The organism is Komagataeibacter medellinensis NBRC 3288 (assembly GCF_000182745.2).
Taxonomy (GTDB): Bacteria; Pseudomonadota; Alphaproteobacteria; order Acetobacterales; family Acetobacteraceae; genus Komagataeibacter; species Komagataeibacter medellinensis.
Window position 1 is genome coordinate 35,698 of record NC_016027.1, and the last position, 24,303, is coordinate 60,000.

A 24,303-nucleotide genomic window follows, 5' to 3' on the forward strand; every position below is an offset into this window, starting at 1 on the left:
AAATGTCCCAGCCGGTCCCGCGTCCGGCTGCGTCGGGTTCAGCCCTGTTGGTGGGAAGTATGCATGCCCAGCCGGTCCAGCAACTGCCGGTCGCGCAGGGCTGCGGGATTGGGGGTGGTCAGCAGCCGCTCGCCATAGAAAATGGAATTGGCACCGGCAAGGAAGCACAGTGTCTGCGCTTCATCCGTCATATCCTCGCGGCCTGCGGCAAGGCGCACACGGCTGGTGGGCATGGTGATGCGGGCGGCCGCAATGGTACGGACGAATTCGATCGGGTCGACCGTTTCCCCGGTTCGTTCGGCAAGGGGGGTACCCTCCACTCGGACCAGCATGTTGATCGGCACGCTCTCGGGGTGGCGGGGCAGACTGGCGAGTGTTGCGATCATGCCCGCGCGGTCGGTGCTGTCCTCGCCCATGCCGACAATGCCACCACAGCAGACATTGATGCCCGCATCGCGCACGTTTTCCAGCGTGTCGAGCCGGTCCTGGAAGGTGCGGGTGGAGATGATGTCCCCATAATATTCGGGCGAGGTATCGATGTTGTGGTTGTAGTAGTCCAGCCCGGCATCCTTGAGCCTGTGTGCCTGGGTGTTATCAAGCATGCCCAGTGTCACGCAGCTTTCCAGTCCCAGCGCCTTTACACCTTCGATCATGGCGCACACGGTTTCAAGGTCATGTTCCTTGGGGCTGCGCCATGCCGCTCCCATGCAGAAGCGTGCGGCGCCAGCGGCCTTTGCCGCACGGGCTTCCTTCAGCACTTCTTCCACAGCCATCAGGCGGCTGGCTTTCACGCCGCCGTCCTCGTGCATGGCACTCTGCGGGCAGTAGGCGCAGTCCTCGGGACAGCCGCCAGTCTTGATGGACAGCAGGGTGGAAATCTGCATTTCCGTGGGGTCGAAACGCGCACGGTGCACGGTCTGTGCGCGGTAGATCAGGTCGGGGAAGGGCAGGGCCATGAGGGCCGCGACTTCATCGCGCGTCCAGTCCGTCCTGACGGCAGGCAGGCTGGTGGGGCCGACATGCGGCAGGGTGTCCGGGCTGCTCCCATCGGGCATCGGTCTGGCTCCTGTGGCGATGATAAAGGTAGAAAACGGCACAGGCTGTGCCATAGAAAACCGGCAATGACCACATTTTTATCGTTATGGGGTCATTGCCGGGACGGGGGATCAGCGCCGGGTAGATCAGCGCCGACTGGATCAGCCCAGAACGCGCGCCAATGTCACGCCCAGTTCGGCCGGGCTGTGGGAGATATGGATTCCGGCCTCGCGCATGGCCTCGATCTTGGCGCTGGCGGTCTCGTGGCCGCCGGTAATCACGGCACCGGCGTGACCCATGCGGCGCCCCGGGGGGGCGGTGGCACCGGCAATGAAGCCCACCACCGGCTTGCGCGTGCCGCTGGCGCGGATCAGTTCGGCGCCATCAATTTCGGACGTGCCACCGATTTCACCGATCATAACGATGGAATGGGTGTCGGGGTCCGCAATCATGCGTTCGAGCACATCGGTGAAGTCCATGCCCTTGACCGGATCGCCGCCAATGCCGACGCAGGTGCTCTGTCCCTGACCAATGGCGGAAGTCTGGGCCACGGCCTCATAGGTCAGGGTGCCCGAGCGCGAGACGATGCCCACATGCCCACGGCGGTGTATCGGGCCGGGCATGATGCCGATCTTGCATTCATCCGGCGTGATGATGCCGGGGCAGTTCGGGCCGATCAGCAGGCTGTCGGAACATTCAAGGGCCGCGCGCACACGCACCATGTCCTGCACCGGGATGCCTTCGGTAATGCATACGATCAGCGGGATGCCGGCGGCAATCGCCTCAAGGATCGCATCTGCGGCGCCTGCGGGCGGCACGTAGATGACGGAAGCCTCGGCCCCGGTGGCCTCACGCGCCTGCGCCACGGTATCGAACACTGGCAGGCCAAGGTGCTGGCTGCCGCCCTTGCCCGGTGTGACACCACCGACCATGCGGGTGCCGTAGGCAATGGCCTGTTCGGTATGAAAGGTGCCCTGCGCGCCGGTGAAACCCTGCGTGATGACCCGGGTGGACTTGTTGACGAGAATGGACATTCAATCAGGCTCCCGCATGACGGACGGCGGATACGATCTTGCGGGCGGCATCGCCCAGATCATCGGCGGGGATGATGGTCAGGCCGGATTCAGCCAGAAGCGCCTTGCCGCGTTCGACATTCGTGCCCGCCAGGCGCACCACCAGGGGCACATTCAGCCCCGTCTCGTGCGAGGCGGCGATGATGGCTTCCGCAATCACGTCGCAGCGCATGATTCCACCGAAGATGTTGACAAGGATGCCGCGCACCTTGGGGTCGCCGATCAGGATGCGGAAGGCCGCCGCCACGCGCTCTTTCGATGCGCCACCACCCACATCAAGGAAGTTGGCCGGCTCCTCGCCTTCCATCTTGATGATGTCCATCGTCGCCATGGCCAGACCCGCGCCATTGACCATACAGCCGATATTGCCGTCCAGGCCGACATAGGCCAGCCCGTATCCGGCGGCTTCGCGCTCACGCGGGTCTTCTTCGTGCTCATCACGCAGCTTTGCCAGTTCGGGGTGGCGGAACAGCGCGTTTTCATCGAACGACATCTTGGCGTCCAGCGCCAGCAGGTCGCCCGCCCCGGTCACCACCAGCGGATTGATCTCCACAATCGCGGCATCCAGGTCGGTAAAGGCGTTATAGGCGGAACGCACGATGTTCTGGAACGCTCTGATCTCGCGCCCTGTCAGGCCAAGACGCACGGCAAGGTCACGTGACTGGTAATCACACAGGCCCTTCGCAGGGTCGATATATTCCTTGAGGATACGTTCGGGCGTGCGCGCCGCGACTTCCTCGATCTCCATGCCGCCATCAGGGGAGGCAACAATGACGATCTGGCCGCTTACCCGGTCCACCAGCATGGAGAAATACAGTTCGCGCGCGATGTCGCAGCCGGACTCGATATACAGCGTGCGGACCATGCGACCCGCGGGCCCGGTCTGTTTGGTGACCAGTATTTCACCCAGCATGGCCCCGGCGGCCTCACTCACCTCATCAAGGCTGCGGGCCAGGCGCACGCCGCCCCTGCCTTCGGGGTTGCTGGCAAAATGCCCCGCACCACGTCCGCCCGCATGGATCTGAGCCTTGACCACCGTAACGGGCGCAGCAAGGCTACGGGCGGCATCCAGGGCTTGCGCTGCGGAGGTGGCGGCACGGCCTTCAGGCACGGGCATGCCGTAGGAGCGCAGCAGCGCCTTTGCCTGATATTCGTGAATATTCATTTGGCGACCCAATCTGTCGTTCTTATTGGCGGTGTCGGGCTACGCCCCTAGCACGATTTGGCTTCGCAATGACAGGGGTGGGATACAGGCAGAATTGGCGTAAACATGAAACATGTGTCATGTCGTCGCCAGCAAGTGGCACGCGCGGCGCGCCGTCATGGAGAAAATGCAGAAGAACAGGTTGCGATGAAACACTGGCGCATTGAACAGATGAACTGGGAACGTTTCGACCCGCAGCGGGTGGACCCTGACACTGTCCCGCTGGTCAAGGCCGCATCGGTGGTGGAACGTAATGGCCTGGATTATGCCCGCTATCTCAAGAACGTCTTTGCCGATGACCCTGCCTTCCAGCAGGCGGTGGACAACTGGGCAGATGAGGAAGTGCAGCATGGCGACGCACTGGGTAGGTGGGCCATGCTGGCCGATCCCGCATGGGACTACATGGCGGCGTTTGAGCGCTACCGGCAGTCTTACCGGCTTGAACTGGATGTGGCGGCCTCCATCCGTGGTTCGCGCACGGGGGAACTGATCGCGCGCTGCATGGTGGAAACGGGCACGTCATCCTTTTATACCGCCCTGGGCGATGCCACGGACGAACCGGTGCTCAAGGCGATATGTCGGCAGATCGCCGCCGATGAATACAGGCATTTCAAGCTGTTCTATGATCATATGAATCGCTATCTGCGCCGGGAGCGGCTGGGGGTGTGGCAGCGTGCCCGGATTGCTCTGGGACGGGTTACGGAAAGCGAGGATGACGAACTGGCCTCTGCCTACCACACCACAAACGATCCGGTGGGCCTGCCCTATGACCACCAGCGCTGTATCGCGGCCTATATGTCGCGCGCCCTGCGCTTCTACCAGCCACGGCATGCGGCCAGGGTTACGGGCATGATCCTCAAGACCATAGGCTGGACGCCTCATGGCCGTCTGCATGCGCTGATTGCGCGCGTGCTGTACCGGCTGCTCATGATGCGCCAGCGCCGGTTCGCACGGGTCATGACCACGGTCTGACCGGCATGCCCACGCAATAGCACCCGCAACAACATCAGGAAATGAAGATACACGGCATGATGGTTCAGGATATGAAAACGCGCGGCACCCTCCTTCTGGCAGCAGCGGGCTGCCTTGCGCTGGCGGGCACTGCACGGGCGGATGTGCCGGCAACGGCTGCGGCACCCGGCCCGGCCGGAGCGGATTCATCATCTGATGCCCAGATCAGTGACGCCACGCGCGCGGAGCGGCTCATGGCATCGCAGGTCGGGCTGCGTAACTTCACGGCAGCCGGGTTCCATCCGGGTATGGTGCGCCATATCGTGTTGTTGCGTTTCCTGCCCACCATTACTGACGCGCAGCGTGCCGAGGTAGTGCGCCGATTCATGGCGCTTGGTCTGGTTTCGCGCCGCGAGGACGGCTCTCCCGTGGTATCCGCCATCGAGACCGGCGCGCAGATGAGTGGGGAAGGGGCTGATGAGGGGTTGCAGCAGGCCTTTATCGTGACCTTCCGTTCGGAAGGGGACCGGAATTACTATGTCGGCCGCCCCGTGGTGACCGATCCCGCTTATTTCGACCCGGCGCATGAAGCCTTCAAGAAATTCGCGGCCCCCTACCTCGTCTCGGTAGTCGTGTTCGACTATGCCCTTTCCACCACCCATCCGAGGCGTGACGTGCCGGTCCGTACCGGCGGCACGCAGGTTCCCCGGCAGCAGGGCTGACGGCCGGATATCCCATCAAGGAGTGACCATATCATGACAACCGTGACCCTCGGGCATCTGGACAATACCGTGCAACAGGCCAGCGCTGCCGCCGTGGCCCGTGTGCTGGAGGCATACGATCTGGAGGTTGAATACGTCGCAGCCCCCCGTGACGCGATGGAAGAGCACATGCGCCGGGGCGATGTGGACCTGTTTGTCTCCGCCTGGCTGCCTGATGTCGATGCAGGTTTCGTCGCATCCGGTCTGGGCATGGAATCCTTCGGGCAACTCTACCGCCCCACTTTTGGTTTCTGTATCCCCGAAGCGGCTGCTACCGGCATCACTTCCCTTGCCGAACTGGCTGCCGCTGGCTGCCCCGTGGGGCGTGAGATCGTGGCCCCGGACTCGGTCATCGACCTGGTGCGGCAGGTCGTTGCTGCCTACAATCTGACCGAAGCAGGCTATACCATCGCGACCCGTCCCGATGCACAGGCCAGCGACCACGCGGCCCATGTGCTTGAAAATAGCCTGCCTGAGATCATTCCCGTCTGGCAGCCTTCCTTCGTGCATTACGGACAGCGCGTGATCACGCTGGAAGACCCCAAGGAGGCCTGCGGGCAAGAGCAGGAGGCGCGTATCCTGATCCGCTCCGCCATCCGTCCCGAGATGGATACCGACCTGCTTGATGAACTGGATGAACTGACACTGGGCAACAAGGTTGTCAGCGCGCTGGACCATGCCATGCGCACCGAAGGCATGAGTGCTGAAGATGCAGCCGAGGCGTGGCAGCGTGGCAAGCTGCTGCCACGCTGAGGCCCGGCCATGACCATGCATGAAGACGATGGGCCACCCGCCCCGGACGCGCGTGATGCTGGACTGAAGGCCCAGTACGAACACTACCCCTATCCCGCCCGTGACCCGCGGGAGGAAAAAAGCAGGCTGCTGATCGGCAGCCCCAGCCACCTGCGTGAGATCGACTACTGGGTCTTCGGTGCCACCCGCCCGCAATCCACTGCGCTAAGGGTGCTGGTGGCCGGGTGTGGCACGGGTGATGGCGCGATCATGCTGGCCACGCATATGGCGCGCGCGGGCAGGGGGGGAGAGGTCCTGTGCCTCGACCGCTCATCTGTGGCACTGGGCATCGCGCGAGCACGGGCGGAGGTGCGTGGGTTGACCAACATGCGCTTCGTGCAGGGCGATCTGGCCAACCTTGCCGCCGTTGCGCCGGGTCCGTTCGATTACATCGACTGCTGCGGCGTGCTGCACCACCTGCCCGACCCCGATGCCGGGCTTGCGGCGCTGGAAGGCGTTCTGGCGCCCGGTGGGGGCATGGGGATCATGGTCTATGCCCCCTATGGCCGCACGGGGGTGTACATGCTGCAGGATGCGCTGGAGCGCCTGGCCCCGGTGGCGGATGCGCCAAAACAGCGGCTGGATGTGGCGCGCCGGGTCATGCGTCACCTGCCTGCCACTGCATGGCTGCGACAGAACGGCAATTTTGGAGACCACCTGAGCGGCGGCGAGGCTGGGCTGTATGACCTGCTGCTCAATCCACGTGATCGCGCATATGACATAACCGCCTTCCATGCATTTCTGGAACGCGCGGGGCTTGCGGCGGCCTGCCTGATGGAACCCGCCCGTTACGACCCGGCCCTGCTGTTGCCTGACCCGCGCTTGCGCGAACGTATTGCGGCCCTGCCCGAACGGGTGCGCGAGGCGGTGGCGGAGGACGTGGCAGGCAATATGGCAACCCATGTCGCCTATGTGCGCCGCGCGAGCGAACCCGTTATGCGCGCCGATGCGCGTGCGCCGGATGCCGTGCCCATCATGCGTGAGATACCCGGTATCGAACTGGCCCGCATGATGGGGCCGGATGACCGGCTGCCCTTCGCTTTTGGAACGCTGCAGGTGACGATTGCCCTGCCGCCCCAGGCGCGCGGCATCCTGCCGCTGATTGATGGTGAGCGTACGCTGGCCGATATCGCGGCGATCATGGAAACGCGCGGCCTGTCCGCCAGCCGGTTTGCCCGGGTATGGGACCAGATGTTCACAACGCTGGAATCACTCAACCGGGTGCTGCTGCGCGCCCCCCGCTGACCGCCGTGACGCAGCGGAGGGAGACCGGGCTGCCGGTTGTCATATTCGGTGCGAAACTGCGGCCCGATGGCACGCCCGGCCGCACGGTAAGGTTGCGGGTGGCCGCAGCCCATGCCTTTGGCCTCCGGCAGGGCGGGGTTGTGTATGTGCCTACGGGTGGCCCGTCACGGCCATCAGGCATGACGGAGGCCAGCGTGATGGCCCGCCTGTTGCTTGATGGCGGGGCGGCGGCAGGCAGTGTGCTGGTAGAGGATACGGCCCCCGATACGCTGGCCTCTGTCATCGCCTGCACCCGGCTCCTGCGCGCGCGGGGGTATGGGGGTGTCGTGGCCGTGGCATCCAGCGCCTATCACCTGCCGCGCTGCCTTGTGCTGATGCGAATGATGGGTTGGCGGGTGCAGCGTGTGCCCCCGCCAAAGGTTGCCGCTGCACGCGGATGGCGCAAACGCTGGTTCTGGCGCCTGCGTGAGGGAGCGGCCCTACCGTGGGATATGCTGCTGCTGGCCATATGGCGGCTGCGCTACGGGCGCGGTGGTTTCGCGCCATGATGATTGACACTGACAGCCCAACCCCGCATCACGCGGGGATATTTAAAGACAACATGAGTGTGGATGGAAGACATGCCTGTGCAAGCCTTTGTTTTTCCCGGTCAGGGAAGCCAGTCAGTTGGAATGGGCCGCGATCTGGCCGAAGCCTTTGCCCCCGCGCGTGAAGTGTTTCAGGAAGTCGATGATGCACTGGAGCAACATCTCTCCACGCTCATGTTCGAAGGGCCGATGGAGGACCTGACTCGCACCGATAACGCCCAGCCAGCGCTGATGGCCGTCTCGCTGGCCGTGCTGCGGGTGCTGGAGCGTGAGGGCGGACTTGACCTGAAGCGCGACGTGGCGTTGGTGGCCGGGCACTCGCTGGGTGAATACTCCGCCCTTGCGGCAGCCGGTGCGCTGGGCATTGCCCAGACCGCGCGCCTGCTGCGTCTGCGTGGCAATGCCATGCAGAAGGCCGTTCCCCCCGGCGAGGGCGGCATGGCGGCGTTAATCGGCGCCGATATGGACATGGAACGCGCGGCCAGCCTGTGCGCTGAAGCCGCGACCTTTACTGACGAGACCGGTAAAACCTGCAAGGAAGTGCTGGAAGTCGCTAACGACAATGGCGGTGGCCAGGTGGTCGTGGCGGGGCAGATGGCGGCGATTGACCGCGTGATCGCCCTCGCCAAGGCGCAGGGTGTCAAGCGTGCGCTCAAGCTGCCGGTCTCGGCGCCTTTCCACTGCTCCATGATGGCGTCGGCAGCGGACGCCATGCGCGCGGCGCTAGCCGATACGGACATTGCGCCCCCCGTCGTGCCCGTGGTGGCGAACGTGACGGCGGCCAAGGTATCTGACCCCGCCACCATTCGTGATCTGCTGGTCCGGCAGGTCACCGGTACCGTGCGCTGGCGCGAAAGTGTCGATGCCATGGTGGCCATGGGAGCCGACAGCTTTGTCGAGATCGGGTCGGGCAAGGTGCTGGCAGGGCTGGTGCGTCGCATCAATGGCGACGTGGCCACCCGTTCGGTCGGCACGCCCGCCGATATCGAGGCCTATCTGGCTGCACGCTGACAATATGCCCATGCTCCGTAGCGGACGGGTCACGGAGTGTATCTGGTTTATGAATACCGAAGGGAACGGACAGCTCATGTTCAGGCTGGATGGAAAAGTGGCGCTGGTAACCGGCGCATCGGGTGGAATCGGGCGCGAGATCGCTCGCGCGCTGCATGCGCAGGGAGCCAGTGTCGTGCTGTCGGGTACCCGACAGGGTGTGCTGGAGGACGTGGCGGCCGAAATTGGCGCACAGGATGGGGCTGGGCGGGTGCATGTGTGTGCGGCCGACCTGTCAGACCCAGCGGCGGCCGATGCGCTGGTCGCCAGTGCCGAGGAAAAGGCGGGTGCCCCACTGGCCATTCTGGTCAACAACGCGGGCCTGACACGCGACACGCTTGCGATTCGCATGAAGGATGAGGACTGGAGCCGCGTGCTGGACGTGGACCTTGCCGCCCCCTTCCGTCTGTGCCGCGCTGCACTGAAGGGCATGTTGCGCCGCAGGGCGGGGCGGATTGTCAACATCGCCTCAGTTGTGGGGGTTACGGGCAATGCGGGGCAGGCCAATTATGCCGCCGCCAAGGCCGGTATGATTGGCATGGGCAAGTCGCTGGCGCAGGAAGCAGGCAGTCGGGGTGTTACCGTGAATACCGTGGCGCCGGGCTTTGTCCAGACCGCCATGACCGATGTACTGCCAGATGCGCAGAAGGAAAAGCTGGTGGGCGCCATCCCGCTGGGCCGCATGGGCCAGCCGCAGGATATCGCACCCGCCGTGGTGTATCTTGCATCGGACGAGGCAGGATGGATTACGGGTACTACAATTCATGTCAATGGTGGCATGGCGATGCCCTGACAGATGTGGTATCCTGCCGCCCAGCAGACTTGCAAATAACGGAAAAGAGGGGGGTCTGTGGCCCCCGGCTGTCCCTTGATTGCAGGCCGCGCGGACAGGAAATGCAATCGCTGCCTTGGCGATCACATCAAAACCGTGCTAATCGCCCGCAGCTTCGTCCGAAGCGGGCCGGTATGCAATGCCGGTTTGCAGGGACGTTACAGGACGAACACGTTTCGAACCGCCCGTTTCTTTCAGGGGCAGACAGGAAGCAGAGACAGATGAGCGAAATCGCTGATAAGGTTAAGAAGATCGTAGTCGAGCACCTCGGTGTGGACGAAAGCAAGGTCACCCCCGATGCATCGTTCATCGACGATCTGGGTGCGGACAGCCTCGATACGGTTGAGCTGGTTATGGCTTTCGAAGAAGCGTTCAGCGTCGAGATCCCCGAAGATGCAGCTGAAAAGATCACGACCGTGAAGGACGCGATCGACTACATCGAGAAGCAGAAGGCTGCCTGATCGGTCTTTTATCCGATCATGTTTTTACGAATTCAGTCAGGTATCGTTACTTTCAGGAGCAGGGCGGGTTGATGCAGTCTACCGGATTGACATCTGGACAGCGGCGCGTTGTCGTGACCGGTATGGGTATTGTCAGCCCTCTCGGACTGGGTGTGGAGCGTAACTGGTCACGCCTTGTGGCCGGTGAAAACGGCTTTGGCCGTATTGCCTCGTTCGACGCGTCCGACCTGCCGGCACAGGTTGCAGGTGAAGTGCCTGCAGGGCCGACGGAAAGTGGCGGCCTGACTCTTTCGGACTGGATACCGGTCAAGGACCAGAAAAAGATGGACCGCTTCATCCATCTTGGTCTTGTGGCCGCGACCGAAGCGGTCGAGGATTCCGGCTGGAAGCCGGAATCGGAGGAAGATCGCTGCCGCACCGGTGTGATGATCGGTGCCGGTATCGGTGGCCTCCAGACCATCTACGAGGCATCGGTCACGGTAAAGGAAGGACGTGCGCGCAGGCTTTCGCCCTTCTTCATCCCGTCCGCCCTGATCAACCTGGTCTCGGGCCATGTCTCGATCAAATACGGATTCAAGGGGCCAAACCACTCGGTCGTCACGGCGTGCGCCACCGGCGTACATGCGATTGGCGATGCCGCCCGCATGATCATGCTGGGTGATGCCGACGTGATGGTGGCCGGTGGGGCAGAAGCTGCGGTGTGCCCATTGGGCATTGCGGGCTTCTGCTCGGCCAAGGCGCTGTCCACCCATTTCAACGACACGCCTGAAAAGGCATCCCGCCCATGGGACCGCGACCGTGATGGTTTTGTGATGGGTGAGGGGGCCGGTATTGTCGTGCTGGAAGAATACGAGCATGCCAAGGCACGTGGTGCCAAGATCTATGCCGAGGTGATAGGCTATGGCATGTCGGGCGATGCACATCATATCACGGCACCGGCAGCAGGGCATGAAGGTGCATTCCGCGCCATGCAGAATGCCGTGCGCAGCGCGGGCCTGACTACGGCGGACATCCAGTACGTCAACGCTCATGGCACCTCCACCATGGCCGATGACCTGGAACTGGAAGCTGTAGAACGCCTGTTCGGCGACGATGCGCGCAAGCTGGCCATGTCCTCCACCAAATCGGCCACGGGACATCTGCTTGGGGCGGCAGGGGCGGTGGAGGCGATCTACTCCATCCTTGCCATTCGTGATAACGTGGCACCGCCCACGCTCAATCTGGACAATCCATCGCGTGAGAGCGTGATCGACCGGGTGGCGCATACGGCGCAAGAGCGCAAGATCGACACGATCCTGTCCAACAGCTTCGGCTTTGGCGGGACCAATGCCAGCGTGATCCTGCGCGGCGTATGAGACCGGGGCGCCTGCGGGCGCCCTTTCCATTTCCAGTAAAAAGAATGGGGAGACGGCGTGCGCAGGGTTCTGGCGGCACTGGGGGGGGCATTCCTGCTGCTTGTCCTGTCAGGTCTAGGCATCGGTTTTCTGGGCCTGAAGCATTACGATGCGCCCGGCCCATTGACCGAAGGGCGCGCGGTTGTCATCCCGCATGGGGGAACGACACAGGTAATGGCCACGCTGCAGGATGCGGGCGTGCTGGAGCGTGACTGGTCCACGCAAAAAGTATTCGATGTCGCAACCGCCCTGACACGGGTGGATGGTGCGTTCCATGCAGCGGAATTGGTATTTCCCGCTCACGGGTCCATCCATCAGGTTCTGCTGGTATTACGCCATGGCAAGCCGGTCATACACAGGTTGACCATCCCTGAAGGTCTGTCTTCCATCCAGATCGCGGCCCTGCTGGAACAGGCGCCCTATATGGACGGTACGTTTCCCTTCCCCGATGAGGGGTCAGTCATGCCGTTGACTTATGATTACGAATGGGGGATGCCGCGCGCGCAAATGCTGGCGCGCATGCAGCATGCCATGGATCGTGCCCTGGACCATGCATGGGAAGGGCGCGTGGCTGATCCCGCTATCCTGAACCGTCATGACCTGCTGGTGCTGGCCTCCATGATCGAGCGTGAGACAGGCAGCGCGGATGAACGGCCGATGGTGGCGCGCGTATTCCTCAACCGCCTGCATCAGGGTATGCGACTACAGTCCGACCCGACCGTGGTATATGGCCTGAACCATGGGGTGGGACCGCTGGGGCATGCGCTGTCTCACGCCGACCTTCTGCAGCCGACACCCTATAACACCTATATCATCCTTGGCCTGCCGCCCGGTCCGATCTGCTCGCCGGGTATGGCAGCGCTTGAGGCCGCTGCCCACCCGGCGCAGGGGGACCAGCTTTATTTTGTGGCCAATGGCCATGGTGGCCATAATTTTGCGACCACGCTGGGTGACCATAACCATAATGTCTCGGCCTTCAGGGCCGCGAAGCGGGCACAGTCTTCTGTCGCGCAATAGGGACCGTGACTGCCTCTGCGCATAATGATGCGCTCTTACTGGGCCGGCAGGTTCTGACTGCTGACTGACCCGGACGGTGCCGTAGCCATGGGCTGCTGGAAGGCCGGGCTGGCCTGTGTGGTGGTGGCCGGACCGTTCTTGTCAGCTTTACTCTGGGCGGTGGTCAGCACTTCGCTCAGGGCAGAACGCAGGGGGTCCGCACCGGAATTGTTGACCCGCATGGACACCACAATATCTTCCGGGCCCACGATCTGGTTGTAATAGGCCCGGTTGGCTGCGCTGTTGACCCGCATCTTGGAGCCACCCAGGGCGGCACCGGCAAACAGTCCCTTGGATTTCTGTACGCCCTTGATGCTGGTGTTATGTTCCCCTGCCGTGCCGCTTTCCAGCCCTGAGCCGGATGAGGCGAAGGAGGTGCCTACATCGGCGCTCAGCTTGAACTGGCTGTCCAGCAGCGACTGCACCCCCTGGTCGGTCATGACGAACAGCATGACCTCCACGTCCTGCATGCCGAGCTGCAATCCGAAATTGGCCGAGGACATACGGTAGAACGCCGGGTCCGACCACGAGCCATGGGCATCGCGCGTCAGGAACACACAGCCGCCGCCGCCGCCGCCAAAGGCGATGGACATGCGAAAGACGGAGGGGCAGATAATCACGCCGCGTGACTGGGCAAGGTAACGGGTAACCTTGCTGTTCGCGGTGGCGGTGGAGAACATGTCCCGCACGGTCAGGGTGGCACGGTCCACCAGATTCTGTTCTTCTTCCATGCTTGCCGCAAGGGCACCGTGGAGCGGCATCATCAGGGCCAAGGTGGCAAGTGATGTCCTGATGAAATGAAATGTGCGCAAAACCGTGCTCCCTTTCCGATTCGTAACGGCAGATCCACCAAAACGGCCCGTGCCATGGAGTGGTGTGTTTTCATGGCTGAATCATGACCCGCAAGGCAAGCCCGTCCGGTGGTCTATCGTCCTATATTGCCGTTATTTAAGGGAGACCCCAACCGCACTGGAAAATGCATTGGCAATACCGGGAGCTGCGGCCAGGATGCTGATGCCGTCGTTCAATCCGCCATCACGCAGGAAGGGGGAGACGCATGCGCCCGCTTCTTCCAGCAACACCAGTGCGGCGGCTACGTCCCAAAGATTGATACGGATTTCCAGGTAGCCGTCCTGCCGCCCGCAGGCGACTTCTGCCAGCGCAATCGCACCTGACCCGCCCGAGCGCGGCATGGCGCCCAGATTCAGGATGGCATCAATCTTTTGCTGGAATACGCCAGGCGGTACGCGGTTGCTCCATCCCATCTCGATCAGGGACGCGGCCGTATCGGTCACGGGAGATGCCTTGATACGTTTACCATTGAGAAAGGCCCCATGGCCGCGCACGGCGGTATAGGTCTCGCCCAGGGCGGGGGCCTCAATGATGCCCGCAACCGGCGTGTCGCCATCCATCAGGCCAAGCGAGACACACCAGCGGTTGCGGCCGCGGGCGTAGTTTGACGTGCCATCAATGGGGTCCACCACCCAGCGCAGGCTGCCGGTACGGGTGCGTCCTTCTTCCTCACCCTGAAAGCCGTCTTCGGGGAACAGTGTGCCGATTCGCTCCGAGATGAAGGATTCCACCGCGCCATCGGCTTCCGTCAGCCAGTCCTGTGCGCTTTTTTGGGTGCCCTGCGGGCCGCCGGGGGCCGGGCGCATCTTCATGGCAAGGGCTGCTGCATCGCGCACGATGGAGCGCGCGGCTTCAAAGCGGGTCAGGATGGCCTGGGTCATCGGTTAGCCTTTCGTATGTCGGGAAACATTATTCTACACGTAATGCCGTTCTGAGCGTCTGGTCCAGTTGTGGCATTTCCATCCGGCCCAGACGTTCCGCTGCCTGCAGGGCAAATTGCAAGGTCAGCTTTCGCCTGCGTGCGGGGGCGAGTGCGGTGTGGGGTGGATGGTGGATGATCGCGCAGTCCACGCAGGTTGGTCTGCCATCGGCGCCCCTGTCGGTTGCGGCGACGATCAGGCCGGTGGTGTCGGGCAGTACGGTCCGGGGAAAATCCTGATTGACTGCAAAATACATCCGGTCGCACCACGGCAGGTAATCGGACCATTTACGGTCAGCCCGGAAATCGGGCAGGCCGGACTTGATCTCGATGCAGACAAGATGCCCCTGCGGCGTCAGGGCCATGATATCGGCCCGTCTGCGATCGGGCAGTGAGAATTCATGCAGCACCGCCCACCCATGCTGTCGACACATCTGGCTCACGCCCATGCGTATGGCGGTCTGGGTATGGGGGGCAGGCAGGGGGTCTGGCATCGGACAGTAACGAGCTGTCAGGTGGCAGATGCCGTGGAAAGCAGGTGAGTTACCAGTTCCAGATCTGCTGGCTTGTCCACATCCACAGCGGCCCGGCCATCAGCCAGCGGGATCAGGGCAACACGGGCATGCGCAAGCTGGCCGATACGGCGACAGACATCCGCGCGGGTCAACCGCCTGAACACGAAGCGCAGCAGGATGCTCAGGCCCAGAATACGCGCCATCCGGAACGGGTGTTTGCGCTCGGTTTCCAGCTTCTGCCACAGCCGGATCACGCCGGCCGCAGCAGGTGTACGGAAAAGGAACATGTTACAGCCCGAGAACGCACCATCGGCCAGCCGGATCATGGTGCGCTTCGTGCCCGGCACGTCGCGCATGATCGACTCTTCCATGGCGACGGCTGCTGCAACATCACTCCCGCTTTCCAGTGCCGCTTGCACAAAGCTGCGGACCCAGCCCGGCTCCAGCAGGGCATGGTCCGCTGTCGTGACCAGTAGCGGCGTACCAAGCGTGTCGAGTGCCTTCATGACACTGGCGCTCGGCCCGGCGGCAGGCGGGATGAAAGTCACGCCCGCTGGCACAATGCCTTCCAGCACGTCGGGTTGTTCGATGCAGATGGCGATCGTGTCGATGTCCCCTACTGATTGTAGTGCCGTGATGACCCGACTGATCATGGGCGTGCCACAGACCGGCAGCAGCGCCTTGTGCGAAATGCCGGCGGCCTGTGCCATGGGATCAACCCGGCCCGCCCGGCTTCCCGCCAGAATGAGGACATGGATCCCCATGCTCATGCTGCGTTGCGCGTGGTGTTGGCACCATCGGGCCGGTCACGCGGGGGGGAGCCGGTTTCTTCCATAACCCAGGGGTAATGCTGCGCTTCCTTGATGTCGTAGCCAAGGTTGAACACCGTGGGGCTGCGCGGGCAGCCACGGGCATCGCGGTAATAGCTGCGGAACAGGCGGTCAGCCACGAAGCTGGTGATGCCGTAATTGCCATTTTCGTTATGGAAATGATGCAGGACGTGGCGCTGCTTCATGCGCTGAATCCAGTTCATGCGCGGCTTGTAATTAAGGTGCTGGATACAGTGAAAGAATTCATAAATGCAGGTAATGGTCAGTCCTGCACCGAAGGCTGCTGCCGATGCCGGCATGCCGCCAATGGCGTAGCCGATGGGAATGGTCACGACGGCGATGGTGGGAATGGTGTTGAGCGGTGAACCGAACAGCACATCCAGCAGGTGCGGATCCTGGTGATGGTCAAAATGGATGCGTTTCCACAGCGATGCGCTCCATTTCATGCGGTACAGGAAGCGCCCATGCAGGATGAAGCGATGGATGGCATACCATACCATCGGATAGACCAGCATGACCGCCCCGATGCTGACAGCTACCGGAACAAAAGCGGCATAAGTATATGCCATTACGGTAAAGCTGCACAGAATCAGGGCAAAATAGAGCAGGATGGTGGGATAGGTCAGGTAGGCAATCCAGAGCTGGGATAGGTTCATTTTGCCCAGGTCGAAACTCCGGCCCGTGCGGATTGAACTGTTCTTCAGGGTGTTGGTAATCATCGCTCTTCGATCCTCAGTAGCACGGTGATGACGCCAAGGATAAAAATAAGGATCCCGACGAATATCGCCATAAGCGAGGGCAGCGTTCCTGCATTTCCCAGCGCACGCAGCAGCCCCTGGAATACAACAAACAGCAGGCCGGCGCCCAGACACCATACCGGTAGCCAGCTGCGGATGCCAGCCCGGGGGGGGATATAGACCACCGGCACGGCCAGTAACAGCATTACCGTGAATGTCACGGGTAACATGATGCGTCCCAGTATTTCGGTCAGGAAGAAGGACGGGGACTGGCTGGAAGGCAGGCTGCCGTTTTCTTCAGCCAGCATCGTGCTGATGGACTGGGTAAAGCTTGTGGTCAGTTGGGTGATGTAACCGGGGGTCAGCGTAATGGGCCAGTCAAGCCGCGTGCTTTGACCGGGCGGGATATCGAGCAGGTCGACACGGGTGGGGCTGACAACGTCAAGCACCCGGGCAGGCGTACCATACCAGTGACCATGTACATAGCGCGCCGAGTCCAGAGTCGTGACCTTCTGTAGCAGGCTCTGGCGGTCGCGGTGATAGACCATTACATCCTTGAGTACGCTTCCCCCGTTGCCAAGGAAGTGGATGCTGATCAGGTCATTGCCCGAACGGATCCAGTAATTGTGGGGGTCAGCAAGGGCATCTGGCGCGGTGAGGTTCCACCACTGGGCCAGAGCCTGTTCGGTGCGCGGGGTAACCTGATCATTCACCACTCCGCATAATATGCCCAGCACGATGGTGGTAGGCAGGAACAGCTTGATCAGTCCCGGCGTAGACAGTCCCGCCGCGCGCATGATCGCGATCTCGTTGGATGTTGTCATCTGCATCAGCGCCAGCAGGGCACCGATCAACATGGCAATCGGCATGGCGTTGCAGAACAGGAGTGGCAGGCGCATCACCGCATAATACAGCACCCCGCTCATACCCAGATGGCGGTGCATGATTTCCGTTACCTGTTCCAGCAGGGCCAGGATTTCCATGAGCGATACGACGATAATGGCGGTGGCGAACACCTTGCCCATCATCTCGCGCGACAGGTAGCCCAGCAGGACCGTGCCGCTGGCCAGGCGCAGCCGGTGCTTCATGCCTGACGTTCCGTCATGTGGCGGGGCAGACCATCAGCGGAAAGCTGGCGCGAAGCCATGCTCGGCCCACGTTCGAGCAGGATACGCAATCCACCCGCCTGCCGGATCAGAACACCTACGCAGATAAGGCAGAATACCAGTGTGGGCAGCCAGATCACCAGCAGCGGCGACATATGCATGTTGGCGACAAAGCTCATGCCCATCTGTAGCGTATGGTCGAACCCGACCAGTGTTATGGCGGCAATGGCCAGGCCGGGGTTATTTTTCTGCCGCTTGCGCACACCTGCTAGGGCACAGGCCAGAATAGGGATGAAGGGAATGGCCGTTGTGCGCGCCAGACGGAAATTCAGCTCCGCAATCATATAGGAATGGCTAATGGCGGGATTGCCGTGCCTGATGCCGTAATACAGTTCGGGTACGGTCAGTTCGCGCTCGGTCTCGCCACGTTTGCGGTAGGCTTCGTCATCGAGTTTGCTTCGACCCGAGATCAGGCGGGTGGTGCGTGTAAAGCCGGTTACCGAGGGCTGTTTGTCCTGGCTGTCGGTCACAATGGTGCCATCAACCAGGTCAAGGCGGATGTCCGATCCGTCTGCCGGGTTGAAGATATATCCCTTCTGGGCCGTTATGAAGCGGATATGCGCCTTGTCCGTTGCGTCACGGATAAAGATGTTCCACATGCGTGATCCGGCATGGTCAACATTTTCCGCAGTCAGCACGATGTCGTCCGATATGGCGAACATCTTGGACTGCAGGTGTGGCGTCCAGCCCGCATGACTGGCGAAATAGAAGGCCGAACGGTAATCATAACGCGCATAGGGCTGTATGAAGCCGTACAGCGAGAACGCCAGAAAGCCGAATATCGCCCCTGTCACCACAAAGGGCCGACATATGCGAAAGAGCGAGACCCCGCTTGCCATCAGGGCATCGATCTCATGGTTGGTACTCATGCGCCGGATGACAGAAAACACGCTCACGCACATCGCCGCAGGCAGGGCCAGCCCCAGATAATGGGGGATCAGGTCACTTAGCAGCGCGAAGAAGGTTTTCATCGAACTGCCATTGGCAGCGAGCAGGTTGAACAGCACCAGCAGGCGTTCGAGCAGGAGCGCCGACATGACAACGCCCAGTGCGATGGAAAACGGCGGCACGACCTGGCGCAGCAGGTAGCGGTCCAGGGTGCTTGGAGCAAGCCTGTCCAGTATCCGGTGCTGAAGCGACGTGCGATTCATGAGTCGGTGCTTATACCCGGAAAGGAGCGGGAGGGTGAAAGAAGTTCGAAAACGGTTTCCTGCGTGGTAACAGCCTCTCCATCTTCAGGAAAGAAACGCCGTGTAACAGCCAATGTGTACCCTTTGTCTCCGCTGCTGACCGTAATGCGATTCCATCCCGCCGCGCGCAGCGGGTCGTGCGCGCGGGCGGAAGCCGAGGCTACGCCCAGAACCGGCACGGCGCCCAGTGGGCCGGGAAGGGAGGAAATGGTCGCGGTATGAATATGGCCATGCAGTACCATTTCCGCCCCTTCGTGTGCAATACAGTCAGCGAAATTATCCGGGTCTCGGAGTGCCTTGCGGGGGATGGCAAGCCCGGGTACCGGCGGGTGGTGGATCATGACGATCCGGCACAGGCCTTGCCGTCCGGTTTCGTTCAGGATCGTGCGCAGGCGCGCCGCCTGCCGCGCGCCCATGGTGCCGGTTGCCCGAAACCATGGCGTTGGCACCGCCGAACTGACCCCGATCAGCGCAACAGGCCCCATCCGGCGTACAAAGGGAAAGGGCAGCTTACCCATCCATGGTTGCCATAGGCCCACAGTCTGCTGCCAGTCGGCATGCACAAGGGTGTCATGATTGCCGGGTATGACTGTACAAGAGGCGGGCATGCCTTCCAGCCAGCGCAGGGCATTGCGACACTCGCCCGGCAGACCCATGTTGGTCAGATCGCCCGTCACGGCAATCATGTTCACATGATTTGCCGTTATGTCGGCCATGACACGGGCCAGGATCTCGGGTCGATGCACGAAACGGCGGTGCCCACGCCATGAAAAATAGCTGAACATGCGTTTGTTCAGGCGGTCTGCAAGGCGGGGAGGTGCCATTTCCGTCGGCAGGTGAGGGTCCGAAAGATGTGCAATAGTAATGGGATTCAAGATCGCCTCTTTCCTTCCGGCATGCCTGCGCATCAGGGTTATGCGCATGTGTTGTGCCAGACCCCTGTAGGGGGGGCACCTGCTTTTCGTGCCTTGCAATAGAAGGCAGATGGTTGCTTATGACCTGTAAGTCAAATTTCAGACAGGGATGGGATGATTGGTGACCGGATGTTTTGCGCTTGTTTACAACCCGCGCAGCCGACGGAACATGAGCGACACGAGCGCCTATGCCCCGACTGCCCGTGCGCTGCTTGGAGGCAATTTCATCGATCCGGCTGACCGCTCCCGTCTGGATGCTCATATCGCGGACCTGGCTTCGCGCAATATGGAGTGTATTGTCATAGATGGAGGAGACGGCACGGTAAGCGACGTACTGAGCGCCGTGCACCGCCACTATGCCCCTGACCGCCTACCCGCGATTGCTGTGCTGCCATCGGGCAATACCAACCTTATAGCAGGTGATGTGGGCTTTGGCCTGCGCGGGACCAAAGCGCTGGAGCGCCTGCAGCAGCTTGCCGTATCCAACCGGTTGCGGCGCAACGTGCGTCGGCGCTGCGGGTTGGTGGTGCAATGGCCAGACAGTGAGGACAGGCCCCCCGTTGTTGGCATGTTCCATGGGGCGGCGGCCTTTACGCGCGGGATCGAACTGGCCCACCAGCCCGCGATCCTGAACAATTATTCGCATGAGATGGCGGTGATCGTCTCCTTCCTGTCATCCGTGGGGCGCCTGCTTACGCGGCGTTCGCGGCAGGAATGGATGCAGGGCGACCCAATGACGATTCTGGCGGGCGCGCAGACCCGGCTGGAGGGCAACTGCTTCTTGTTCCTGTCTACTACGCTCCAGCGCCTGCCTTATCGCATATGGCCGTTCTGGACGGGGCAGGACATGCGCGACGATACCATTAATTTCCTGTACGTGACGGGCCGGCCCTCGCAGCTGGCGGCGGCGGCGTGGGCGCTGCTGCGCGGCCGGCAGCCTGCGTGGCTGCGCCACAATCCCGATTACAGTAGTGGGTGTGAGGAGCAGATCGAAATGCACCTTAATTCCGATTTCGTGCTGGATGGAGAAGTCTTTTCCCCCGGTGCGACCGGGCGGATCATCCTTTCCGCCACCGCGCCCATAGATTTTATCCATGCATGAGGAAGGGACATACATGCCCCAGCCTGATCCAAACAGCCGCCTTGCCGCCGCAGGCCGTATCGCCCACCTGCTGGCGGACGAACTGGTCCAGCCGGTCGCTCCCTTCGTTACTGACTTTGTCACGCAGCTTGTGGGCGGGGTACAGCCGCTGGGCGTGGTCTTCTACGGTTCGGTCCTGCGCGAGATGGACCCCGAAGGCATCCTGGATTTCTATGTCATCGTTGAACATCTGAAGGACTGGAGGGCAGGCCCTGTGGCGCGTGAGGCCAATCGCCTCCTGCCTCCCAATGTCGAATATCACGAAATCCTGGTTGATGATCGTCTCATCCGGGCCAAGGTTGCCATCCTGTCCATTGACCAGTTTCGGCGCATGACGGGGCCGGCATCGCTTGATACGACGGTCTGGGCGCGCTTCTGCCAGCCTGTGCGACTGGTATGGATACGCGGATCGGAGGCGGCCGATGCCATCCTGTCGTGCATTGTGCGGGCCGTGGGGCAGGCAGGGCGATGGGCTGCCGCACTCGGGCCGGAATCGGGCACGGCGGATGAGTACTGGCGTGCCCTGTTCGCCCATACCTACGGTGCGGAGTTACGTGTGGAGAACGGGCGCAGGCCTCGCACTCTGCTGGCAGGACGGGAAGAACGTTACAGGGCGCTGCTGCCAGATATCTGGATTGCCGATGGCCTACCGTTCGAGCGCAGTGCAGACATGCTCACTCCTCGCCTGACGCCGGGCCTGCGGAGCAGGATGCGCGAAGGCTGGTGGTTGCGCGGGCGGGTGGGGCGTGTGCTGAATATCAGCAGATTGGCCAAGGGTGCCTTCACGTTTGAAGGGGGCGCGCGCTACATCGCTTGGAAAATACAGCGTCATTCCGGCATTATACTGCCGCTTGGCCCGTTTTCGGAACGGCATCCACTGATCTGCCTGCCGTATCTCCTATGGAAGTTACGACAGGCCGGTTTTTTCAGGCGACGCGGCTGAGACCCATTTCGGTTGCGACGGTAGCGAAGATTTCCACGGCCCTGTCAATCTGTTCCGGCGTATGGGTCGCCATGACGGAGGTCCGCAGCAGGGGGTGCTGGTCTGGCGTTGCGGGCGGCAGGCTGAGGTTGACGTAAACTCCTAGGTCAAGCAGCCGGTTCCAGAAGGCCACCGCGACTGGGATTTCATCCAGAATGACTGACACGACCGGGCTGGCCTGCGGGCCGGTGCGTAGGCCAGCCGCCTGTAGCCCCGCATGCAGCCTGCGTGCGTTATCCATAAGGCGTACACGCAGTTCGGGCCGGTTTTCCAGTTCATCCAGCGCCGCCATGGTCGCGGCGATGACTTCGGGCGGCAGGGACGCGGTGAACATGTAGGGGCGTGAGCACAGGCGGATCAGATCCAGCCCATCATGGTTGGACACACAGTAGCCACCGACCGTGCCAAGGCTCTTGGAGAAAGTGCCGACAACAAAGTCCACATCATCTTCCACGCCATCGGCTTCCGCCACGCCACGGCCATGCTTACCCATCACGCCAACGGAATGGGCTTCATCAGCCAGCAGCCAAGCGCCCGTCTCGCGTTTGACGGCAGCGAATTCCGCCATGGGCACCACATCGCCCATCATGGAATAGATACCCTCGACCACAACCAGCTTCGCACCTGGCGTACCATCCAGACGGCGCAGGCGCTTGTGCAGGTCATCGGCATCATTATGGCGGAAACGGATCACCTGCGCATGGCCAAGGCGGCTACCGTCATAGATGCTGGCATGGCTGTCTGCATCCAGAAGCAGATAGTCATCCTTGCCTGCCAGCGCCGAGATGGTGCCCAGATTGGCCTGGTAGCCAGTGGAAAACACCATGCAGTGTTTGCGCCTGAAGAACGCGGACAGCCGCTCCTCCAACTGGCGGTGCAGCCCCTGCGTACCATTGGCGATGCGTGAGCCTGTGGTGCCTACGCCATAGGCTTTCGCTGCGGCAACGGCGGCTTCAATCGCGGCGGGGGACTGGCTCAGGCCCAGATAGTTATTGGTGCCGAACAGAAGCGTCTCGCGCCCCTCGATCAGCCCGACCGTCGAGGAAATCGGCTTTTCGATGACCACGTTGAAAGGATTGCGGCCACCACCGGCGGTAACGGACTTCAGTGCCGATGCCAAGCCTTCATATTTCGAGAAAATTGACATGATGCGTCAGGATGCCTGCTTGAGGGAGACGATGCAGACCGCCAGATCATCAATGGTGCGAATATCAGCCAGCCGGTCAAGCGGCACGGAAACATCAAGGGTATCCTCGATTTCCATGACAAAATTCATGACGGCCAGTGAATCAAAGGCCAGATCTTCAACGATCTTGCTGCTGCCATTGATATCACGGGGAACCTTAGGGTTCGCCAGCAGCGTCTTCACGATCAGTGCGGAGACGCTCGCTACCGTTTCACTCATTCCAACATCCTTATGGCACGTCCTGCCTGCCGCAGGCAGGGGAACAGCATGAATGACCAGACCACGATCCATGGATCGTGGGTGGGGACTGTATTTGTCCCCTGATCGGAAGCCTTATGGGCGAAAAACAGCTTTTTGACCAGTACTGCTTTCCGCCAGTTGGCAGCGGTAATTGCCCTGACCTTCAGACCACGGATACGGATGATGCTTCCAGTGGCTGAAAAGCCCCGGAAAGCAGCATGGCCTTGGCCCGTGCCCGCGTCAGCTTGCCCGATGAGGTCTGGGGAAGCGTATGGGGCGGTACCAGAATGATGGATACATCCACGCCGTGCTGCCGACGGAACAGGTTGGCGGTGTCAGTCTTCAGCGTCTCGCGTGCTTCGGGGGAAGATGCGCGGCACTGCACAAGAGCCACGATCTTCTCGCCTTCATCCTCATCAACCGAAAATACGGCCACGTCACGGCTGCGCAGAGTGCTGATTTCCGTCTCGGCCGACCATTCCAGGTCCTGCGGCCAGATGTTACGACCGTTGATAATGATCAGGTCTTTGGCGCGGCCAGTCACGACGACCTGCCCATCCAGCATGTACCCCAGGTCACCGGTATTAAGCCACCCATCGGCATCCATTACGCGTGCGGTCTCATGCGGGCGGCGGAAATAGCCCTGCATCAGGCTGGGGCCGCGCACGAACACGGTGCCGATCTTGCGGTCTGTCAACACATTGCCTTCGCTGTCGCGCACTTCAAGTTCATGCTGGGGCAGGACCTCGCCACAGATGACAAAAGTGCGCAGTGCCCGAGCCGGATCGTTGGAAGGTACGGCCTCGCCGCGCGTCTCAAGCGCACGCAGGTCGATCGTATCGGTACGGATGCCAGAACCCAGTGGTGCGAAGCTTATGGCCAGGGTTGCTTCCGCCATGCCGTAGCTGGCGGTAAAGGCCCCGCTGTCAAAGCCGGCTGAGGCAAAGCGCTGCGCGAAATCCTCAAGAATATGGTAGCGGATCATGTCTCCGCCGATACCCGCAACCCGCCATGACGAGAGGTCGAGTTCGATCGAGGTTGCGCGCCGGGCGCACAGTTCATAGCCAAAGGACGGACTGTAGGAAATTGTGCCACGGTTACGGCTGATCAGGTCCAGCCATACATGCGGGCGCCGCGCGAACTCGCGCGTGGGCAGCATGTCCACGCTCAACTGACAGGTCAGGGGAGTC

Annotated in this window: 26 protein-coding genes (1 of these 26 only partly in view); 12 read left to right on the forward strand and 14 right to left on the reverse strand. The window is 61.8% G+C overall.

Annotated features, from left to right (window positions below):
* Window positions 1-38: 38 nt before the first annotated feature.
* The 3 genes from bioB to sucC form a co-directional block, all read right to left on the reverse strand.
* The gene (gene bioB / locus GLX_RS00150; protein ID WP_041247018.1) at window positions 39-1,055 is read right to left on the reverse strand and encodes a biotin synthase BioB; all 1,017 of its coding nucleotides are present in this window, start codon (window positions 1,053-1,055) and stop codon (window positions 39-41) included.
* 141 nt (window positions 1,056-1,196) lie between these two features.
* Window positions 1,197-2,069 (reverse strand): succinate--CoA ligase subunit alpha, encoded by an 873-nt coding sequence (gene sucD / locus GLX_RS00155; protein ID WP_014104035.1) that lies wholly within the window; start codon window positions 2,067-2,069, stop codon window positions 1,197-1,199.
* 4 nt (window positions 2,070-2,073) lie between these two features.
* A complete protein-coding gene (sucC, locus tag GLX_RS00160; RefSeq protein WP_014104036.1) occupies window positions 2,074-3,273 on the reverse strand; it encodes an ADP-forming succinate--CoA ligase subunit beta in 1,200 nt (399 codons plus the stop codon).
* 186 nt (window positions 3,274-3,459) lie between these two features.
* Here sucC and GLX_RS00165 point away from each other — a divergent pair, with 186 nt between their 5' ends.
* From GLX_RS00165 to mltG, 10 genes are all read left to right on the forward strand, one after another.
* Window positions 3,460-4,284: an acyl-ACP desaturase gene (locus GLX_RS00165; protein ID WP_014104037.1), complete on the forward strand. Its 825-nt coding sequence runs from the start codon at window positions 3,460-3,462 to the stop codon at window positions 4,282-4,284.
* Window positions 4,285-4,340: 56 nt separating this feature from the next.
* Window positions 4,341-4,985, forward strand: coding sequence for a Dabb family protein (locus GLX_RS00170; protein ID WP_228391279.1), 645 nt, complete (start codon window positions 4,341-4,343; stop codon window positions 4,983-4,985).
* Window positions 4,986-5,018: 33 nt separating this feature from the next.
* Window positions 5,019-5,777, forward strand: coding sequence for a glycine betaine ABC transporter substrate-binding protein (locus tag GLX_RS00175; protein ID WP_014104039.1), 759 nt, complete (start codon window positions 5,019-5,021; stop codon window positions 5,775-5,777).
* Between the two features lie 9 nt (window positions 5,778-5,786).
* Window positions 5,787-7,061 (forward strand): class I SAM-dependent methyltransferase, encoded by a 1,275-nt coding sequence (locus GLX_RS00180; RefSeq protein ID WP_014104040.1) that lies wholly within the window; start codon window positions 5,787-5,789, stop codon window positions 7,059-7,061.
* Window positions 7,062-7,066: 5 nt separating this feature from the next.
* A complete protein-coding gene (locus tag GLX_RS00185; protein WP_014104041.1) occupies window positions 7,067-7,609 on the forward strand; it encodes a YdcF family protein in 543 nt (180 codons plus the stop codon).
* A gap of 63 nt (window positions 7,610-7,672) precedes the next feature.
* A complete protein-coding gene (gene fabD, locus GLX_RS00190; RefSeq protein ID WP_014104042.1) occupies window positions 7,673-8,659 on the forward strand; it encodes an ACP S-malonyltransferase in 987 nt (328 codons plus the stop codon).
* Between the two features lie 76 nt (window positions 8,660-8,735).
* Window positions 8,736-9,491 carry a 3-oxoacyl-[acyl-carrier-protein] reductase gene (fabG, locus tag GLX_RS00195; RefSeq protein ID WP_014104043.1) on the forward strand — a complete coding sequence of 252 codons (756 nt, stop codon included), beginning with the start codon at window positions 8,736-8,738 and terminating at the stop codon, window positions 9,489-9,491.
* Window positions 9,492-9,751: 260 nt separating this feature from the next.
* Window positions 9,752-9,991: an acyl carrier protein gene (locus tag GLX_RS00200; RefSeq protein ID WP_003618476.1), complete on the forward strand. Its 240-nt coding sequence runs from the start codon at window positions 9,752-9,754 to the stop codon at window positions 9,989-9,991.
* A gap of 71 nt (window positions 9,992-10,062) precedes the next feature.
* Entirely contained in the window at window positions 10,063-11,346 is a 1,284-nt protein-coding gene (gene fabF / locus GLX_RS00205; RefSeq protein WP_014104044.1) for a beta-ketoacyl-ACP synthase II, read from the forward strand.
* Window positions 11,347-11,403: 57 nt separating this feature from the next.
* Entirely contained in the window at window positions 11,404-12,402 is a 999-nt protein-coding gene (gene mltG, locus GLX_RS00210; protein WP_014104045.1) for an endolytic transglycosylase MltG, read from the forward strand.
* A 35-nt stretch (window positions 12,403-12,437) separates the two neighbouring features.
* Here mltG and GLX_RS00215 read toward each other — a convergent pair whose 3' ends face one another.
* From GLX_RS00215 to GLX_RS00250, 8 genes are all read right to left on the reverse strand, one after another.
* On the reverse strand, window positions 12,438-13,253 hold the full coding sequence (locus tag GLX_RS00215) for a lipid-binding SYLF domain-containing protein (RefSeq protein ID WP_014104046.1): 816 nt from the start codon (window positions 13,251-13,253) through the stop codon (window positions 12,438-12,440).
* Between the two features lie 132 nt (window positions 13,254-13,385).
* Entirely contained in the window at window positions 13,386-14,174 is a 789-nt protein-coding gene (locus tag GLX_RS00220) for an inositol monophosphatase family protein (protein ID WP_014104047.1), read from the reverse strand.
* Between the two features lie 28 nt (window positions 14,175-14,202).
* Window positions 14,203-14,706, reverse strand: coding sequence for an MmcB family DNA repair protein (locus GLX_RS00225; RefSeq protein WP_014104048.1), 504 nt, complete (start codon window positions 14,704-14,706; stop codon window positions 14,203-14,205).
* A gap of 17 nt (window positions 14,707-14,723) precedes the next feature.
* Window positions 14,724-15,491 (reverse strand): nucleotidyltransferase family protein, encoded by a 768-nt coding sequence (locus GLX_RS00230; protein ID WP_081477851.1) that lies wholly within the window; start codon window positions 15,489-15,491, stop codon window positions 14,724-14,726.
* Window positions 15,492-15,493: 2 nt separating this feature from the next.
* Window positions 15,494-16,276, reverse strand: coding sequence for a sterol desaturase family protein (locus GLX_RS00235; protein WP_014104050.1), 783 nt, complete (start codon window positions 16,274-16,276; stop codon window positions 15,494-15,496).
* Window positions 16,273-17,382: an LptF/LptG family permease gene (locus GLX_RS00240; protein WP_014104051.1), complete on the reverse strand. Its 1,110-nt coding sequence runs from the start codon at window positions 17,380-17,382 to the stop codon at window positions 16,273-16,275. The genes GLX_RS00235 and GLX_RS00240 overlap by 4 nt, the downstream gene beginning before the upstream one ends.
* Window positions 17,379-18,611, reverse strand: a complete 1,233-nt coding sequence (locus tag GLX_RS00245; RefSeq protein ID WP_014104052.1) for an LptF/LptG family permease — start codon at window positions 18,609-18,611, stop codon at window positions 17,379-17,381. Before GLX_RS00245 ends, GLX_RS00240 begins: the two co-directional genes overlap by 4 nt.
* The gene (locus GLX_RS00250) at window positions 18,608-19,573 is read right to left on the reverse strand and encodes a metallophosphoesterase family protein (RefSeq protein ID WP_014104053.1); all 966 of its coding nucleotides are present in this window, start codon (window positions 19,571-19,573) and stop codon (window positions 18,608-18,610) included. Before GLX_RS00250 ends, GLX_RS00245 begins: the two co-directional genes overlap by 4 nt.
* A 160-nt stretch (window positions 19,574-19,733) precedes the next feature.
* Between GLX_RS00250 and GLX_RS00255 the strand changes: the two genes are divergently transcribed.
* Window positions 19,734-20,666 (forward strand): acylglycerol kinase family protein, encoded by a 933-nt coding sequence (locus tag GLX_RS00255; protein WP_231850357.1) that lies wholly within the window; start codon window positions 19,734-19,736, stop codon window positions 20,664-20,666.
* 13 nt (window positions 20,667-20,679) lie between these two features.
* Entirely contained in the window at window positions 20,680-21,648 is a 969-nt protein-coding gene (locus GLX_RS00260) for a protein-tyrosine phosphatase family protein (RefSeq protein ID WP_041247021.1), read from the forward strand.
* Here GLX_RS00260 and spt read toward each other — a convergent pair.
* From spt to GLX_RS00275, 3 genes are all read right to left on the reverse strand, one after another.
* The gene (spt, locus tag GLX_RS00265) at window positions 21,632-22,834 is read right to left on the reverse strand and encodes a serine palmitoyltransferase (RefSeq protein WP_014104056.1); all 1,203 of its coding nucleotides are present in this window, start codon (window positions 22,832-22,834) and stop codon (window positions 21,632-21,634) included. The two genes, GLX_RS00260 and spt, sit on opposite strands and share 17 nt — an antisense overlap.
* Window positions 22,835-22,840: 6 nt before the next feature.
* On the reverse strand, window positions 22,841-23,092 hold the full coding sequence (locus GLX_RS00270; RefSeq protein ID WP_041247022.1) for an acyl carrier protein: 252 nt from the start codon (window positions 23,090-23,092) through the stop codon (window positions 22,841-22,843).
* A 184-nt stretch (window positions 23,093-23,276) separates the two neighbouring features.
* A protein-coding gene (locus tag GLX_RS00275; RefSeq protein ID WP_193360651.1) for a fatty acyl-AMP ligase crosses the window boundary here: on the reverse strand, window positions 23,277-24,303 show its 3' portion. Its footprint extends 713 nt past the window's final position; only the last 1,027 of its 1,740 coding nucleotides appear in the window; its start codon lies off the right edge, out of view; it ends in the stop codon at window positions 23,277-23,279.

What these genes read in the sequence shown, in the direction of transcription:
- bioB (WP_041247018.1), bottom strand. Translation starts at nt 1,055, where the DNA reads ATGCCCGATGGGAGCAGCCCGGACACCCTGCCGCATGTCGGCCCCACC.
- sucD (WP_014104035.1), bottom strand. Translation starts at nt 2,069, where the DNA reads ATGTCCATTCTCGTCAACAAGTCCACCCGGGTCATCACGCAGGGTTTC.
- sucC (WP_014104036.1), bottom strand. Translation starts at nt 3,273, where the DNA reads ATGAATATTCACGAATATCAGGCAAAGGCGCTGCTGCGCTCCTACGGC.
- GLX_RS00165 (WP_014104037.1), top strand. Translation starts at nt 3,460, where the DNA reads ATGAAACACTGGCGCATTGAACAGATGAACTGGGAACGTTTCGACCCG.
- GLX_RS00170 (WP_228391279.1), top strand. Translation starts at nt 4,341, where the DNA reads ATGATGGTTCAGGATATGAAAACGCGCGGCACCCTCCTTCTGGCAGCA.
- GLX_RS00175 (WP_014104039.1), top strand. Translation starts at nt 5,019, where the DNA reads ATGACAACCGTGACCCTCGGGCATCTGGACAATACCGTGCAACAGGCC.
- GLX_RS00180 (WP_014104040.1), top strand. Translation starts at nt 5,787, where the DNA reads ATGACCATGCATGAAGACGATGGGCCACCCGCCCCGGACGCGCGTGAT.
- fabD (WP_014104042.1), top strand. Translation starts at nt 7,673, where the DNA reads ATGGAAGACATGCCTGTGCAAGCCTTTGTTTTTCCCGGTCAGGGAAGC.
- fabG (WP_014104043.1), top strand. Translation starts at nt 8,736, where the DNA reads ATGTTCAGGCTGGATGGAAAAGTGGCGCTGGTAACCGGCGCATCGGGT.
- GLX_RS00200 (WP_003618476.1), top strand. Translation starts at nt 9,752, where the DNA reads ATGAGCGAAATCGCTGATAAGGTTAAGAAGATCGTAGTCGAGCACCTC.
- fabF (WP_014104044.1), top strand. Translation starts at nt 10,063, where the DNA reads ATGCAGTCTACCGGATTGACATCTGGACAGCGGCGCGTTGTCGTGACC.
- GLX_RS00220 (WP_014104047.1), bottom strand. Translation starts at nt 14,174, where the DNA reads ATGACCCAGGCCATCCTGACCCGCTTTGAAGCCGCGCGCTCCATCGTG.
- GLX_RS00225 (WP_014104048.1), bottom strand. Translation starts at nt 14,706, where the DNA reads ATGCCAGACCCCCTGCCTGCCCCCCATACCCAGACCGCCATACGCATG.
- GLX_RS00230 (WP_081477851.1), bottom strand. Translation starts at nt 15,491, where the DNA reads ATGGGGATCCATGTCCTCATTCTGGCGGGAAGCCGGGCGGGCCGGGTT.
- GLX_RS00235 (WP_014104050.1), bottom strand. Translation starts at nt 16,276, where the DNA reads ATGATTACCAACACCCTGAAGAACAGTTCAATCCGCACGGGCCGGAGT.
- GLX_RS00240 (WP_014104051.1), bottom strand. Translation starts at nt 17,382, where the DNA reads ATGAAGCACCGGCTGCGCCTGGCCAGCGGCACGGTCCTGCTGGGCTAC.
- GLX_RS00245 (WP_014104052.1), bottom strand. Translation starts at nt 18,611, where the DNA reads ATGAATCGCACGTCGCTTCAGCACCGGATACTGGACAGGCTTGCTCCA.
- GLX_RS00250 (WP_014104053.1), bottom strand. Translation starts at nt 19,573, where the DNA reads ATGCGCATAACCCTGATGCGCAGGCATGCCGGAAGGAAAGAGGCGATC.
- GLX_RS00255 (WP_231850357.1), top strand. Translation starts at nt 19,734, where the DNA reads ATGAGCGACACGAGCGCCTATGCCCCGACTGCCCGTGCGCTGCTTGGA.
- GLX_RS00260 (WP_041247021.1), top strand. Translation starts at nt 20,680, where the DNA reads ATGCCCCAGCCTGATCCAAACAGCCGCCTTGCCGCCGCAGGCCGTATC.
- spt (WP_014104056.1), bottom strand. Translation starts at nt 22,834, where the DNA reads ATGTCAATTTTCTCGAAATATGAAGGCTTGGCATCGGCACTGAAGTCC.
- GLX_RS00270 (WP_041247022.1), bottom strand. Translation starts at nt 23,092, where the DNA reads ATGAGTGAAACGGTAGCGAGCGTCTCCGCACTGATCGTGAAGACGCTG.